We start from the raw sequence: 16,362 nt of genomic DNA, 5'->3' as shown, positions 1-16,362 counted from the left end.
CTGTTATTTTAATTGCCCTGTACCGAAGGTTCTTGAACGTGAACTTGCTTTAGCACGCAATCGCTGATCGTATTTCTCAGGCTTGGTGAAATACTTTACATAATTAAGTACATTTTGAATCTGTTGCAAATTTTTTCGTTCTATTCGCCCAATGGCTAAGGTGCCTTCTTGCTCAAAACGTTGTTTCATTTCAGGCTCATGCGATGTACTAAAATTTCCTAAACATTGAGTAATTTCTCTCCAGCATGCACCGACTGCCATCGCTATGCCATAATCATTTTGGTGCTTATGACCATCATAGATCAACAATAAGTGACAATGGTATCCAGTAGACTTCCCTCCTTGCTCCATTGCCCATACGAAACCTTCCAAGTCCGCAAAACATCGATCACCATTAGAAATCCGATTACGTAAGATTTTCATATGCTGATCAAATAATTGAGCTGTAATTTGTTCTTGGCAATTCAGGGGATATTTTAAATCTACACGTACCACCAATGAACGCGACTTTTGCTGTAACACCTGTGCAATGTAGTTCTGTAGTGATTGTTGGTTTCTCATTTCCTGCATCTGGAATGCACAACGTTCAGTTCCGACCCATGGATAACTCTGATGTACTAAAGCACGTAAGACATCCACCTGCTGGCACAAAAGTGTATCTAGTTCAGCATAGCACTGCCTTTGTAGATAAGATTGAACTTGTTTCATGAGAATAATAAAGATATCAACATGTCGTCCATAATGAGTACCTATCACATGCTGTTGCTCGAATGCTGGGATGAGTTCCTGTAAACTTCGCAAAATCTGCCCATCATCAATTTGATCATGCTGAATACGCTCAATGAAGCTTTCGATTGCAAGTAAAATTTGGGTTTGATTTAACACGTTTTCACCTATGTGGTTGATTGATTCATAGGTGAGTGATTTCAATTATTTTTTATTTCTTAGAATACCAAAACCATGGCATGCTGTGATTCATTCAATCTGATCAGCTTACTTCAATACTTATCATGATCACTGATTAGATGTTGAAACAAGATCCTATTGCGGCATATATAGCGATACCGATTATTCTCTACTACGTCTTCATCTATACAATAACTAAAAATTCATACTACAAATAAACTACTGATGTAATACTCGTGTATATTTAGACAGTAGTTCTATACTTATTAAATATATGTATCTCATAGAATATCTAATATACCTGCTATAGTAATTTGATTTTTTTAGGCTTTTGTCAAATCATCCATCTACTATTATTCAAGCAAATTCACTAAAAATACCTCTGCATGAAAAGCTAAATTTAATATTGACAACATAATTCCCTGCACCCACCTAAGTGAGTACAGGTGTACCATTTAATGTTCTAAGTTCGTTGGGCTATTTTGCTGTCAATCCAATAATTGATTTCTTGTGCGACCCAGCCGACTCGATTGCTAGTTAAATTGATCTGCTGAGGAAAACTAGCATCGTAATATTTTGATTTAGGATCTAGTAGTGAATAAATGGTGGCACGACTCAACCCTGTGATTTCAATCAATTGTTTGATGTTTAGAATTTGGTTGATCTGAAATGTTTGTGAATTTAGCGCATTCATCTGATGAACTCCGATGTGGTATGAAGGCGTGCGTTCTGCACATATCATGTCCATCACCGTAAAAAAATATGTACGCGTCAAAAGCCCCTGTACCCATTCGATTGGATACAGAGGTCAATTCATTTCAATTTGCTCTAATGGGTTTAAATCACCATTTCTTCCCATTAAAGATTTTAAAGCCACGTGTTGTAATACAAATCTTATTCATCTGCTCATTTACACTCGTTACCTTATCTGGCAAGTCACCAAGATCATCCAATGGGTTTTTAGGCTCAGGAAAGTTAAAAAGCCCATCTGGGTCAAATCCGAATGGATTGCCATTTGAGTGCTGTGTTTCTTCATTTGGAATTTGCAATAGAATACCCATGCCATAAGTGATATCCTGCCACAGTCTTAATAGATCAACTGAATAGTCAATCTCCTTGCAATAGAATACTTTTTGAAAGGTCAGGTAGAATCTAATCACGTAACAGTTTCGAGTACTGTCGCGAATTAAGTGGTAATAGCTAAATATGACTTGTGCACGAAACCAAGGCAAAGACGTTAGCTTCTTTTTAAATGCTCGAAACGATTGAATCACTTGATCGACTGATTGTAAAAGTTCAGTACCCAAGGAATAACTCAGATAAAATTTTAAATCAGGGGCATCTACACTCAATTTACTGACTTCTGAATAAAGCTCACGCAAATGATCAACTCTCTTCTCGTATTGCCCATTAATTTTATTTAAAGCCTCATGAAAACCCGTCGTTGCAAAGAACTGTTTCAGTTTATTTAATACATGCTCCGTCAGCCATTTCGCACTATGTTTGGCAGTAGGGATAAAATAATACTTACATGGATCGATTTGTTGTAAGACGGCAAAATATGCATTTCTGAATTGTGTTATCCAAAAGCTACAATCTGACTCCAAATGTGAAAACATCAGGAAATTCCAGTCCTGAAAATATGCCAGTAAAACTTGAGCCGTTTGCTCAATGATTTTCTGGATATGTTCATCATGAGTCATGGGGGGAGTTGGTGAACCAAATCGCACTTGAGTAAAAAAGCGGTATATATCTTGCTCTAAACGTGGTGCGATCTGGTGTTCAATGTATGTAATGTTCATGGAGAGTCCTATGAAGTGAAATTTTTCATAGAACTGTTCATTCCATATTTATTTACAGTTAATTGAGGATTTACTCACCCAATAAATCATTTACATCTTGTTCAGACCAAATTCCTGCTTCTGCTGATATTGGATGATTGTTTTCATACTTACGCCCATGCTCGTGGTAAATGCCTTTAAAGAAAGTTCTTTTACCCAATGGCTTAATCAACATCCTCTGCATGAACTTTTTAGGCTGAGTGAGATAACTGGCTACATTCAAAGTATTCTGCATTTCTAAAGGCTGATTGCGATGAATCATGCCTATCCCCAATAAGCCTCGTTCAGCGTATTGTTTTTTCTTTTCAGGGGTATGACTGCTTATGCCATATCCCATATTCTGAGTTATCTCATGCCACTTGAGGATCACCTCATTAGCCAAGAACCAATCCTGACAACGCTTAGAACCGTTGTAGATCAGCATCAGATGCGCATGGTAGCCTTTTGACGCCCCATGCTCCAATGCTAGCCCATAACCCAATAAATGCTTAAAACAGCCATTCTTATCTTTCAATAGATTGCGTATTGACTCAATATGGCTAAAGAATTCTTGCACAGTAATATTCGGCATAGACTCCTTTAAATATCCGAAATCAACACGCACAACCAATACCTTATAATGATCGTTAAGAATCATCTGCACATAAGGTAAAAAGCGGTCTCGATTCTCTTCCTCTTGCTGTTTAAACAAACGAATCCCAGCTAAGTGCTGAGACCTATAACTTCGGAACATATTCTGAAGATTTGATATTTCTCTAAATGATAACTGTGTCAGGTATTCTTCAATCCCTAAATCACCTTGACAAGCTTCAACTGATTGCACCATATCTTTAAATGCACCAACCAAAATACAATATTCAGTACATTGTTGGTCAAAAACTTTAAATGCAGGAATTAATACACAGAGATGAGTAATGAAGTCTGTCTGGTTAAAACTATCATTCAATTGATAATCAACAAAATCATTCACTGCGGTCATTACAGCAGCTTGATGAGAGAGATCGTATTGCAACATGTCGATATTCCTTAGTTATGTTTGGTACATAACTAAGGAGCTAGAATTATTTATTATGTATACGTAATCTGCATTGTAGATATCTATGATTTATATCAGCTATTTGTTATATAACTTAATACCAAGTTGTTCTTTAATTAATCTAGGTTATTTATTAATAATATTATTTACCGACTTAATTTACAGACTAAAGGTGACAAAACCAACCTATTACTAGGTAGCATACTCCCCTCTTGGCACGGCATTCATGCTTTTTTACCCATATATCCATTTACGAGAGTTAAGTCAGAAATTAACTTTTATCGTAAGACTTCAATCAAATTGATCCTGTCCTAAACATTGCTGGCTGAGCAACCCCCACTCTAGCTGTTCCTTTAAATCGAAGTCAATTTGCTTGATACTTGACTTATAGGCCTTAACAATTTTAAATGTCGACGATATCGGCGTTTTAAGCTCGGAAAACATAGTCTCAGCATAATCAATAAGATATAGCTCATCCTTTTTAAGGTAAGGATCAGGGTTAAAGTAAATTTTATGAGTCGCAAACTCATCAGAACAACCTAATGGTACTACCCTACTGAAATTATTCAGACCAATCACCTCAACCAAAACATCGAAAACAAGTCGCAACTCACTTTGATAGGCATATTGTACAAGTAAGGACATAATTTCCTGCTTTAGTTGGTTTTGTGCCTCCATGATTTCCGATAGCCTTATCTGATGTGTGGCAGCTTTTCTTTCTACTTGTTCTGTAATTTCGACTTTTTTAAACATTTTTTTTATCTTAGATTTTACGTTAGCAGGAACCATTTGACTCTGAGGCGGATGGATGACTGGAGCCATATTAGGATAATGAGATGCTAGATAGCGAAAGATATAATCCAGTCTTTTGAAATTTAGTTCATTTGTATTAAGGGATAGCTTTTTTTTATTTGCAACATATCCACGTGATAGATGAAATTCTTGGTGAAATCCGGTATTCCAGTGACGCGCAGCTTGTAACAAATGTGGAATAGAACATTCATCTGACTGAAAAAAACCAACATTTGCTGCTAGATCTGACTCTTTATAAAAATTGAGAATAAACTCCAATTGTTCAAAATTGATAGTTGATTCATCGGGATTCCATGTATTTAAAGCTTCTAGAAGCCTGTTTAACATTGGTATCTGTTGAGGATGATTGAAAATTAAGTATCTTCCATAAATTCTCTTCTCTTCCCAAATCGGATGAGAAAGATTGAGGAAATAGATTGAGGAAACAAAATTTAAATAGCCATTGTTCAACGTTCCATTAATTTTTGAGCGTAAGATTCCCTCTTTAAACAAATAGGTCATACATCGCAATAGTGCAAATCTGCTCAAACCTGTAAAGTAAGTTAATTCATGCGTTCCGGCGCCCAAAACAACACCATCTCGATCACTCAGAAAAACAAGGTTAACCAGTACCAGCCATTGCTTATAGTCCATCGCCAATAATTGTTGACTCTTCTTTTGTTTATGACTGATTTTGATCTGAAATAGCTTTTCGAACAATTGAAGTAAAAAATCGCTTTTGGGATGCTCACGAAGACGTTGAATTCTACTCTTTATTTTTCTTTGCTGATTGAGTTGTTTCAAATACCCCCTATTCACTCCAATGTGATCATTATCATCAGCAACCAGTATAAATTTTTTTACTAGTCCACTGAACGCTTCTTCTAACTTTAAATGATGAATATCAATTTTTAGAGCGATTATCTTGATGTCTTTTTTTCGAAATTGCTTATATCCAAAAGTTAAAAATAGACGAAAAAAAACGATCCGCTCGAATGGAGACAGTGTAAATTCGAGTCGCTGGAGATAAAGCATAGATATGCATGATAAAAATTGATATTTGTTCATTAACCGCATTAAAATCATAATTCGCACTAATAAAAGTTTAATTTATTTTAATTGTCAATTATATATAATAATAACTAATTTTATTTAATTAAACCTCATTTTGTTAAATTTGATTTTAACAATTAGTTAAATAAAACCAATCAATAGGTTTGTAGAGAAAAGTGAAAATGGGTCGTCCTAAGCAAGATTTAAACAAATGGTGTAATACAGATATAGACTTTAAATTTGAGTTTTTAGATCAAGAATGTAAAAAACCAGATGGTCTTATAAAATATTTAAACAATCCGCAAGGGTTAACACTTATTAGTGAATTAAAATTTTTCAACCCCAAAACTCCCCAAGATGTAACGTTCACTTATCAACAAGCAATCTTAGCAAATGGCCTTTGTATTCAAGTTTCACTTGAATGTTTTAACCAGCTGAAAAAACAATTTATAAAATATAAAAAGGAAAAGACAAAAAGGCATTTAGTCAAAAAGCAATATCACTTCGAGAAAGAACTATCAAACCGAATTCAATATATAAAAAAAAAGAATGGTTGGGCAAAAGAAGAAACAGTCATTGAACATGTGATTAATTCATATATCAATCTAAATACTTATAAAAAATCCAAAGCAGAAGTAGATACAAAAACAATCAAACTTCAAGTTCTTAATGAAGAAATCAATAAAAATCTTTTAGAAATCCAACAACTCAAAACTGAAGTTTTTGAATTAAAACAAAAGCTTTCAAAAGAGACCTCTGCAAAAGAACATTATGAAAATCTGTGCAAAGAACATGGTATTGATGGGGAAAATTCTCAACTCACAGAAACCTCTCCATCTTAACTAATTTCTTTGTTAATGATCTCTGTGAGTAAATCTGGGAGTTTCCTAAATGGTTAATAAACATTTGGATTGAAGGCAAATTGTTTGTGTAAAATATCCGTATTTTGAGCATTGAGACCCAAATCATCGAATACCTTGAACTGAAAAAGATTAAAACAGCATAAGAAACAACCTGTCATAGACAGGCTGTTTCTTTCATATTAAATTAACAAAATGCATTTCACATAAGATGTTTTATGTTAGTTTCAGAGACATGAGATAGTCTAGAGTATGGACTGCTCCCAGTATCCTAGACATAGAACAACCTCATTTTGAAGCTACCTCAAAGGCTTCTGGACTCATTCCGCCGAGATGCGAATGACGCCTGATTCTATTGTAAAACATCTCGATATAATCAAACACATCTGCACGCGCCATTTCTCGTGTTTTATAGATCCTCTTTTTAATTCTTCCTTCTTTAAGCTGCTAAGAAAGGATTAAGCAACGGCATTATCCCAACAGTTTCCTCTACGACTCATGCTGGGTATTAAGTTATGCCTCTGACAGAATCTTTGCCAATCTCCGCTGCTGTATTGTGAGCCTTGATCTGAATGTATGATCCAGGCTCATTTGGCCTACGTCACCACAATGCCATGAGAAGTGCATCCAAAAGATATCCTTGGCAAGCGTAGGTTTCATTGACCAGCCAATAACTTTCCTTGAATATAAATCAAGAACTACAGCCAGATATAACCAGCCTTGCCATGTACGAATGTAAGTTATATCAGTCACCCAAGAAGTATTAGGCGTGTTTACAACAAACTCTCGATTTAAATGGTTAGGTCGCACAATCTGAGGACGACCACGTCCATAGCTTTTATGCTTCTTATATCCTCGAACAGCAGCAATACCATTGTTCTTCGTGATCGTCAGCACACAATTAGGCCCGCAGCTTTCACCCAACTCTTTTAGATCCAGCATAATACGACGATAACCATAGATGCCATAACTGGCATCATAAGAAGAGAGGACTAGTTGAAAAAACAGTTTATTTTCAATTGTTCTGCCTGATTTGGGTTCATGTAGCCAAGCATAATAGCTAGCACGAGTAATCCTAAGAACCCGACACATCGTTTTAATCTTAAATTGATGGCTGTATTCCACGATAAACTGATACTTCACTCAGTCAGGCTTGCAAAGCGGCGTGAAAGCAATGCTTTCATTTTAATATATCCCGTTCCTCTTCAGTTTGTTTGAGCTGACTTTTAATCAGTTTGTTTGAGCTGACTTTTAAGGCGAAGGTTCTCTTTCTTTGCCTCGAGCAATTCATGTTCACCAGGGGTGGGCGTAAAGGCTGTATGGCTTTTAGCCATTTATAAATGCTGTGCTGTGATACGCCTAAACGTTCTGCAACATCTGTGACAGAATATCCACGTTCGATAATCAATTTAACAGCTTCATCTTTAAATTCTGGGGCATAACGTTGTCCACTCATAATGTTCTCTCCTATGCAAAAAGAATAGACGAAATTTGTCTAGGAAAGTGGTGGCAGTCCATTATCTAACTAAAAGGTGTCTACAAAAACGGGAGCTTTTCAGATCAAGCTATTTTTTTATTGTGTCTGTCAGTTTATTTTCAGCTTTTCTAGTTAGAAACTTATTAGACTCCCTACAATCTTTATCCAATAAAGTCTATTCCGATATATTCCAATCCAAAATTTTATGTGGGTTACAATGTGGGACAAAAGAACAAGCAAGAAAAAAGCCCTTGTAAATACAAGGGCTTAAATCAAAATTTGGCGGAAGCGGTGAGATTCGAACTCACGGAGGGCGTGAACCCTCGTCGGTTTTCAAGACCGGTGCATTAAACCACTCTGCCACGCTTCCAATGGCGGCTATCATATAAATAAAATTGAGTCTTGGCAAATACTTTTATGACTTTTTTGCTTCAAATGTTCAAAATAAAATCAAATTTGATTAATTTGCTGAATTTTCAGGCTTTTCATAGCGAATAGTGTTTATGTACCAAAGTTTTTTGCCTAAAGGCGTGATCACCTCTACCTCATCATCGACTTGTTTTGAGAGTAAAGCGCGTGCCATAGGCGAATCTATCGAGATATTTTGCGGATGATGATCATAGATTTCATCCACCCCGACGATGCGTAATGTTTTTTGTTCGCCCTCATCATTTTCGATTTCTACCCAAGCACCAAAATAAATTTTACCTTCTTGTTCAGGTGAAAAATCCACAATTCGTAGTTCTTCTAAACGCTTACCTAGATAGCGCACTCTTCGATCAATTTTACGTAAAAGTTGCTTGTTATATTGGTATTATAACCCTACTATAAAACATACTATTCCTAATATTCTATATTGACAATTGATTAAATAATGATAGTTTAAATTATAAAACACCTCATACTTCATACTAAATAGTATATGGCTTACATTAAGAAAATTTATGTAAATTACAAAGATTGTTCTACTCAAACTACCTTGGTCTTACCTTGTATCTTGACTGAGAAAGGAGTCATTATTTCTCATTTACGTTATTTGGCTTGGTTTAATTCAAAAAGCGAATCGTGGAAAGAAAGATCTTGTTATGCACTCAAACTTTTATTGAAGTATATAAATGCTGTTCCACAAATTGAGAATGCAACAAAATTACTTAAAGCTTTCACTGAAGCGCTAATTACAGGCACAATTGATCCAACTACTCGTACTGATGCTCTTTATCTTTATTGGCGACCACGTACAGTCAGAGATACCAATAATCTATTATTTCATATTACGCATTACACTGATTTTCTGATGTTGCAGGATGAACACCCAACAATTCGAGTAAATCCATTTCGTAAAGCGACCAGTTATGAAGAACGCTTAAATTGGTGTGCTTATTATCATAAACAAGCAAATGTCTTTCTGAATCATTTAACTAAAAAAGATTTATCACAACAACAAGTTCGTTTGGTTGGCTCATTCAATGAAGAGCTGATTGATTTTGAATATGCAGTCCGTTTTCCTGAAGATCAAATCAAAAGGCTGATTTACTTAGGGTTTGAAAAAAATGGACAATACGACTACAAATCACAAGCGATTACGATGTTGATGAATTATGGAGGGCTCAGGAAAAGTGAAATTTTTCATATATACACTTCGGATATCACATTAAATCCAAATCGCCCTCAAGAGGCTCTTGTTCGTGTTTATCATCCTGAATTAGGTATCGCTCCAGATCCTCATTTCAAAAATAGACGCGAATTTCTTTTATCCAAAACATCATTCAAACCTAGAAATAACTATTCATTTACCGAACGTTTATATGCTGGATGGAAAAACCCATTACTTACGTCTAAACAAGGTTATTTTGAGGTTGTATTTAATCCACCAGAAAAAGCTAAAGAATTCTTATTAATTTGGGCAAACTATCTCAAATATCAACGTGTAGAGCCACTAAGAAGTAACCCTCATCCTTTTGCATTCACAAATAGTTTAGGTGAACCTGAAACTATAAAAAACTTCCAACGACTGCATAAACGTGCAGTAGAACGTATTGGACTCATTTGTAAGAAAGATCATGGAACAACTGAGCACGGACATCGACATGCTTATGGTTTTCGAGCACGACAGGCTGGCTTAAATCAAGTCGAAATTCAAAAAGCAATGCATCATAAAAGTCCAACATCATGTCTTGTTTACATCAAGCCAACACTAGAAGAAGTACGAGAAAAATTGAGAGAGATTCAATGATAAAACCTCAAGCAATTCGGCAAATCGAAAGTAAGAGATTTAATAAAGAATTTTCGACTTTTCCCGATTTGAACTCATTAAAGCAATTTTGTAAAAATGCTGGTATTTTTAATTCTGTGTCATATAAACAAAATTACAAGGAATATGGACTGCCTGCACATCCTGAAAGAATTTATGATGAGTGGATTAGCTATAAAGATTTTTTTGATATCATTGATTTTATTTCATATTCAGAATTAAAAAGTTTAGTAGAAGATAAAAATCTTAAAAATGCTAAAGAATACAAAAGTCTTATTTTAAAATTAAATGATCCTAGCTTTCCACTTGATCCGCAAGGAGTCTATCCACATGAATGGGAAAATTGGTACAAATTTTTAGGTAAAACCGAACCGTTTAAACCTGATTTTATTTCACCAAGTTATATAACTTGGGCAATTAAAATCAAAGAGTTCATGACTAAAGCTCGTGGTGGTGGGACTAAAGAATCTCAGTTATGTCGTTTCGTCCGTCTTTATATCGAACAATTTGATAAAAGCAAATCTCCACACGCCTTTCTCATTCAAGAAAAATTCGATGTAAAACCATTTCGTGATTTACTCGAAAATATAGAATCTGAACCCATGAGGAGAAAGCTAGTTGTTTATGTTAATGAATTCTTAGATTACATCATTGACAATGATTTAACGATTGAAGATGAGGAGACGGGTGAAATTGTACGTGTTGATAATGCTCGTAATCCATTTTCCCTTTTACTAAATCAGCAAAATATATCATCTAGTTCAATTCGTTCTGAAACGACAAAGCCATGCTTACAATATCATTTTGTCAAAAAAGCTCAGGAATGGGTTATTCCACCCAGTGCAAAAAACTTTCAAGATTTAGATCATCTTCATAAATTCGATGCAGATTGGGTAAAAGTAAGCTTTGATCAATTAGATTTACATGATTTAGATTGTGTTTACCGTGTCATTGATAATCAACCATATTTATGGTGTCCAACAGATTGGATTCATACTTATGCACTTACCAAAGTTCCTTTAAGAGGACGGCAAATCGCCTATAATGATTCTGGCGAAGCTGACGAGTATATTGCTGATTTAGATCAACAAAATAAAATTATTTGGAAAAAAAATATTTCCCCACTTTCTGGGTTGACTAAAGAACAATCATTCATAAAAAGAATGCCTGATGGTCAAACAGGTATGTTTACCACTACAAATAAAACAAATAACAATGGACAAGGCTACACAATTCCGTGGATACCCGAAGACTTAGCATATTGGATAATTAAGCTACGAAAATGGCAACAAAAATATAATCCTATCTCATATCCGAGTGCTTGGATTGATTGTCAAAGAACAAATTTAAATGAGGTACAAAGAAAAGCCAAAGGATTGAATTGTTTTCTTTTTAGACGCTTTAATGATTTTGAGGCGGCGAATGTCGGAAATGCATTAACCCCGAGATTAGCAGCTGCTCTTTATAATATACAGCCCTCAAATCTTTGCTTAACTACACTTGAAGGAAATAAAGCAGTCCTAGGTGCATATAAGTCTAAATATACGCCCCATAGCATGCGTGTAAGCCTCATTACGGCTTATGTACTTGAAATGGGTATGCCTATTGAAATCGTGATGAAGATTGTCGGACATAGTTCTGTGATCATGTCGATCTATTATTGCAAAGTTACTAACCATGACATTAGAACACGACTAGAAGAAGGTGAAAAAATAGCCTTAAAATCTGAAGTAGAATCTATTCAAAGAACAATTGAGCAAAATAAAATTGAAAGTGTTAAAAATCAATTGGTTGGCAATAATTTAGAATTACTGCAAGCTTTATCTAATGAGGTTCCTGCAGGTAATTTTATTTTTAGAGATTATGGTATTTGCCCTTTTGCAGCTTCAAGGTGTGAGGATGGTGGGGAGTCAATAAAAAGCAGTTCGTTCTATACTCCTACACCTCAAGGTTATTTAGGAACTCAGAATTGTATACGTTGTAGACATTTTATTACTGGACCAGCCTTTATCGGAGGCTTATTGGCAATTACCAATGAGATATTACTCCAATCCAATGATCAATCTGAAATATGTTCCAAACTACAACTTAAAATCAATCAGATTAATCAAGATATAGAGAATATTGAAAAAGAAGAATACATAGCCAATTTGAAAAAAGAAAAATTTGAAGGCGCAGCAAGCAGATCCAAGCTTGAGACTGAACTTAGAAATTTCGAATCAGAATATGAAACAGCCGCTAAAAAATTGGATATGCTTTTATGCGATATCCAATCGGCTTATAGTCATATTACGAAATGCCATAAGCTCATTAATAACAATGTATTATTAGAAAATACAGATACATTATCGCTAATTACGACTTCAAATGCAGAGTTAGTTTTAGAAATGGAAGAAGTTAGCCACTTTCAGCAATTACAAGAAGTTTGTGAAAATGCCGTCATTTATAAATCTTGTAATGCCGATCAAGCTATTTATCCTAGGACTCAGCTCATTGATAAAATGGCAATGTTTAATGAAATTATGCCTGCTTTGTTCATGTTATCTAAAGAACAGCAACTTTCAGCAGGTAACCAAATTTTTAAATTATTGATGAGTCGCCTCAAATCTTGGGATAAAGTGCAAAGTGTTATGGATGGAAAGCTTAAACTAATAGAACTTTCTGAAACTGAACAAATTTCAAAATCAGAGATTGAACTCATTCTACATAATTCACCAACTTTGATTGAGGCAAGTCATGAATCCTGAAGAGTTATTAAATAAATTAAAACATGGATCATCACTTAAAATCCAACAGTCACTCGATGCAATCTATGAAGTATGTATTGAGCAACAGGAACGTGGAATTCTGGATTTTTCTGTCAGTACGATTGCTAATTTAGGATTTAATCGAGGAGTTCCTAAAGCACAAAGCATCAGAAATAAGACAGGTGAAAAATATAGAGCATTGATTCAATGCTTTGCAGATACTTCATCGCAGACGGCTAAATTTGCAAAACCATCTCAAACAGATAATGCGTGGATTGAGGAAATTCAAAACCCCAAACATCAGTTGCTTGTACGTATTATGGCATCTGAGTTAAAAGAAGCTCAACAAATGATCCGTGAAATCATCCCCCCGAAACAAAGGATTGATATTTATGATCATAAGAATATGATACCTAATGAATCTTTTAAGCTTTCTGATCAAGAAGTAAGGGCATTACAGTATTTATTGTCTACAGATTTCCAAAAAAAATGGAATTTAAAGCCCACACATTATGGTGAGCTTGTAGATGAGTCGAATAAGCCAGTTTTTAAAGTGTCAACATTGGATGCCTTACGCAAGGCTTTGGAGTATTTGTCTTGAATCGTAAATTATTAACGGCTGAAGGTTATCAACGCTTACAAGATGAGTTAAATGATTTAGTTCGTAAAGAACGCCCTGAAATTACTAAAATTGTGTCTTGGGCAGCCAGTCTCGGCGATCGGTCGGAAAACGCTGATTACATCTATAATAAAAGAAAGTTGCGTGAAATTGATCGTAGAATTAGATACTTAACTAAGCTTTTTGAAGTTGCTCATAAAGTTGAATATAGCCCTGAGCAAGATGGTAAAGCCTATTTTGGTGCTTGGGTTGAATTAGAAAATGATGTAGGTGAAATCATCAAATTTCGTATAGTTGGTGATGAAGAAATTTATGGTCGCAAAGACTATATTTCTCTCCAGTCACCTATAGCAAAGGCTTGTTTAGGTAAGTCTGTAGACGATGAAATTCAAGTAAATACACCTACTGGAAAGAAAACTTGGTATATCTGCCAAATTAACTATAACCAATAAATGGTTATAGTTAATGAGAGCTGTTTAATTAAAAAATATTTTTAACATCTAAGAATCTCAAAGTGCTCACTAAATTTAGGCTCATTTGTAACTTCTAATGACGGTACTGAAATAAAGAGCCTGTTCTTAGCACGACTAATAGCAACGTAATTTATACGATGCTCTTCATTTATCATTAAATTTGGATTTTTTATAAATTCAAGATCATTTTCGCTTTTTAGGAACAAAACTACATTATCAAATTCATCTCCTTTTGACTTATGAATTGTTTTATTTAAACTCATATCATCAGGAATATTTATGCATATACTAAGTTGATTATACAGGTGAGCATCATATAAATCTTTTGCTTTTCCTTTACGTAGTTTGGGAATTTCTAATCCTGAGTACTTCCTTAAAATTTCAATAAAGTCACTTAAACTTTTGTCTTTAAAGTCATTATATTCATTTAAAATATTCACTAAATAAGCTAAAGAAATATTTAATGAAAACTCTTTTAAAGGAAAAACTTTTGACAACTCCTTAATAGAATCTTTAAATTTTTTCTCTCTGGCTAATTCAATTGCTTTAACACTGCATATTAAAATTTTTCTTCTTATTGGATTATTATCTTCTGCCAATCTGTCAAATAGATTATTTACTAATGAAGTTTTATCTAGTTCGATTTTAAGTGCATTAGAATCGATATTCAAACGAGAAAGGCTACAGAAATCATCAATACCGTAATTGTTTTTTATAGCATATATTGTTTGATTTTGATTACCGACAATCAAATATGGTAGATCACATTCTATTTGTCTCACTGGTATTTGGGTAATATCCGCTCTAACTCTATTTAATAAGTTTATAATTTTAGAAGTGCTTCTATTATTTTGATTCATTTCATAAAAACCAATCTGTGGCAATCTAAAAGAATTAAATTGGGCATATACCGCCCCTTGAAACTCATAAATAGATTGTGCAGGGTCACCTATAACTCCGACTATAGTCTCAGACTCTGCAATTTTTTTTATTATAGCAAGCTGAATAGGATTACAGTCTTGAAACTCATCAATGAAAAAGTATGGAAACTTAGCTCTAATCACCTCTAAAATATAAGGGAATTTTATAATCAATTGATAACTAAAAAATAAAACATCATCATGATGAATTTTCCCTGATGACCAATGCTGTCTTCTATAATCAATATAACTAGCTTTTTTAATATATAAGTGAGTAATTTTACCTAAGTAAGCTTTAGTAGCAGGAAGTTGCAAATATATTTCGCCATCACTCTGTAATTGCCATTGAACAGAATCTAAAGCCTGTATTAATTTATTTTGCTCACTAATAAAATATTTTTGACCAGTTAATTCTAACCAATTATTTATTTTACTGTACGAGTGATTTAACTCATCATGCCCATCAAGTTTAGAATAATTCAGCCCATACTCATCTGCTATCAAAAAAACGTATGGTTTAACAATATGACGATAAAGAAAACTATGAATTGTTGAAACATCTACTTGTGTTGCTGAAGTACCCAACCTCGTCAAAATAGTTTCAACCGCTATATTCGTATAAGTGATACAGGCAATTTTTCGTATTTTACCAAGTCGTTTTGAGCAATGGAGTACATTTCTTATGTGCTCAACTAACCAATGGGTCTTACCTGCTCCAGGACCAGCACTAACTTTAAAGTGATGTTCAATATCCTGAAACTTTGTATTTGAATCTATCTGTATTATTGACATAAAAATTCAATCGCCTCCTTAATGTAAGTAGGGACAATAAAATCTTTAAAATCTGCTGTGCCTTTTTTTTCCAAATTTTCTTCTAATATTCGTGCTAATTCTAAAGCATTCTCACCTTTTCCTACGGAATTCAGATAACGTGAAGCAATTAAAGCTTCATTTTTACTTTTCTCATTCCAAGTTGTATTCGAACGAATACTCTTAGATATTCTTTCATTTTCCCTACTGGTACTCAATATTGCCAGCATTTGTTCAGTACTTTTATCTGCACTATATGCGGTCATTAATTTTTTAATTTGCTTTTGATTTTTCATAAAGTCAGTTATTAAAAAATCAGCAGTAGGATTCACTCTTAGTAATTCATATTCTAATGTTTTACCAAATATTTTATCTGGGCTGAAAAATGAAATATTTGGATGACCTTCATAATCTGGATAGGTATTTTGAGCGTATTCGTACTCATCATTATCAGATCCGTATTCAAATGGATAGCATACTTTAAAGCTAGATTTTTCAGCAGTGTCAGCAGTGTCAGCAGTGTCAGCAGTGTCAGCAGTGTCAGCAGTGTCAGCAGTGTCAGCAGTGTCAGCAGTGT

Annotated in this window: 12 protein-coding genes, 1 tRNA gene and 2 pseudogenes; 5 read left to right on the top strand and 10 right to left on the bottom strand. The window is 34.4% G+C overall.

Features of this window, described 5'->3' with window-relative positions; all coding sequences use genetic code 11:
- Positions 1–3 precede the first annotated feature (3 nt).
- The 5 genes from F960_RS10105 to F960_RS10085 form a co-directional block, all read right to left on the bottom strand.
- Positions 4–885 (bottom strand): YagK/YfjJ domain-containing protein, encoded by an 882-nt coding sequence (locus tag F960_RS10105; RefSeq protein WP_004863556.1) that lies wholly within the window; start codon positions 883–885, stop codon positions 4–6.
- A gap of 484 nt (positions 886–1,369) precedes the next feature.
- Positions 1,370–1,600 (bottom strand): helix-turn-helix transcriptional regulator, encoded by a 231-nt coding sequence (locus F960_RS10100; RefSeq protein ID WP_004863552.1) that lies wholly within the window; start codon positions 1,598–1,600, stop codon positions 1,370–1,372.
- Between the two features lie 148 nt (positions 1,601–1,748).
- Entirely contained in the window at positions 1,749–2,708 is a 960-nt protein-coding gene (locus F960_RS10095) for a hypothetical protein (protein WP_004863549.1), read from the bottom strand.
- A 70-nt stretch (positions 2,709–2,778) separates the two neighbouring features.
- Positions 2,779–3,762 carry a YagK/YfjJ domain-containing protein gene (locus F960_RS10090; protein WP_004863547.1) on the bottom strand — a complete coding sequence of 328 codons (984 nt, stop codon included), beginning with the start codon at positions 3,760–3,762 and terminating at the stop codon, positions 2,779–2,781.
- Between the two features lie 312 nt (positions 3,763–4,074).
- Positions 4,075–5,643 carry a hypothetical protein gene (locus tag F960_RS10085; protein ID WP_154650750.1) on the bottom strand — a complete coding sequence of 523 codons (1,569 nt, stop codon included), beginning with the start codon at positions 5,641–5,643 and terminating at the stop codon, positions 4,075–4,077.
- A gap of 167 nt (positions 5,644–5,810) precedes the next feature.
- On the opposite strand from F960_RS10085, the gene F960_RS10080 reads away from it, so the two are divergent.
- On the top strand, positions 5,811–6,470 hold the full coding sequence (locus F960_RS10080; RefSeq protein WP_004863540.1) for a hypothetical protein: 660 nt from the start codon (positions 5,811–5,813) through the stop codon (positions 6,468–6,470).
- A gap of 306 nt (positions 6,471–6,776) precedes the next feature.
- Here the strand turns inward: F960_RS10080 and F960_RS21820 are convergent.
- From F960_RS21820 to F960_RS10060, 3 genes and pseudogenes are all read right to left on the bottom strand, one after another.
- Positions 6,777–7,944, bottom strand: a pseudogene (locus F960_RS21820) (IS3 family transposase).
- A 301-nt stretch (positions 7,945–8,245) separates the two neighbouring features.
- Positions 8,246–8,335 (bottom strand) — tRNA-Ser (locus F960_RS10065).
- 90 nt (positions 8,336–8,425) lie between these two features.
- Positions 8,426–8,779: pseudogene (locus tag F960_RS10060) on the bottom strand (GreA/GreB family elongation factor); the annotation flags it as partial.
- Between the two features lie 108 nt (positions 8,780–8,887).
- On the opposite strand from F960_RS10060, the gene gmtY reads away from it, so the two are divergent.
- The 4 genes from gmtY to greB are packed head-to-tail and all read left to right on the top strand — an operon-like array spanning position 8,888 to position 14,034.
- Positions 8,888–10,198, top strand: coding sequence for a gamma-mobile-trio recombinase GmtY (gene gmtY, locus F960_RS10055; protein WP_004863533.1), 1,311 nt, complete (start codon positions 8,888–8,890; stop codon positions 10,196–10,198).
- Positions 10,195–12,963 carry a gamma-mobile-trio integrase GmtZ gene (gene gmtZ / locus F960_RS10050; protein WP_004863530.1) on the top strand — a complete coding sequence of 923 codons (2,769 nt, stop codon included), beginning with the start codon at positions 10,195–10,197 and terminating at the stop codon, positions 12,961–12,963. The genes gmtY and gmtZ overlap by 4 nt, the downstream gene beginning before the upstream one ends.
- Positions 12,953–13,564: a gamma-mobile-trio protein GmtX gene (gene gmtX / locus F960_RS10045; protein WP_004863528.1), complete on the top strand. Its 612-nt coding sequence runs from the start codon at positions 12,953–12,955 to the stop codon at positions 13,562–13,564. The genes gmtZ and gmtX overlap by 11 nt, the downstream gene beginning before the upstream one ends.
- Entirely contained in the window at positions 13,561–14,034 is a 474-nt protein-coding gene (gene greB, locus F960_RS10040) for a transcription elongation factor GreB (protein ID WP_004863526.1), read from the top strand. Before gmtX ends, greB begins: the two co-directional genes overlap by 4 nt.
- A 41-nt stretch (positions 14,035–14,075) precedes the next feature.
- Here the strand turns inward: greB and F960_RS10035 are convergent, their stop codons facing one another.
- Together F960_RS10035 and F960_RS22830 are read right to left on the bottom strand one after the other, a co-directional pair.
- Positions 14,076–15,767 (bottom strand): UvrD-helicase domain-containing protein, encoded by a 1,692-nt coding sequence (locus F960_RS10035; protein WP_004863525.1) that lies wholly within the window; start codon positions 15,765–15,767, stop codon positions 14,076–14,078.
- The coding region (locus F960_RS22830; RefSeq protein WP_004863524.1) for a hypothetical protein at positions 15,758–16,362 on the bottom strand (605 nt) is incomplete at its 5' end. The genes F960_RS10035 and F960_RS22830, both read right to left, overlap by 10 nt.

Origin of the sequence: Acinetobacter gerneri DSM 14967 = CIP 107464 = MTCC 9824, assembly GCF_000368565.1 — a bacterium.
GTDB classification, from domain to species: Bacteria; Pseudomonadota; Gammaproteobacteria; order Pseudomonadales; family Moraxellaceae; genus Acinetobacter; species Acinetobacter gerneri.
The sequence above is the reverse complement of the archived record's forward strand: the minus strand, read 5'-3'. Positions and strand labels throughout refer to the sequence as shown.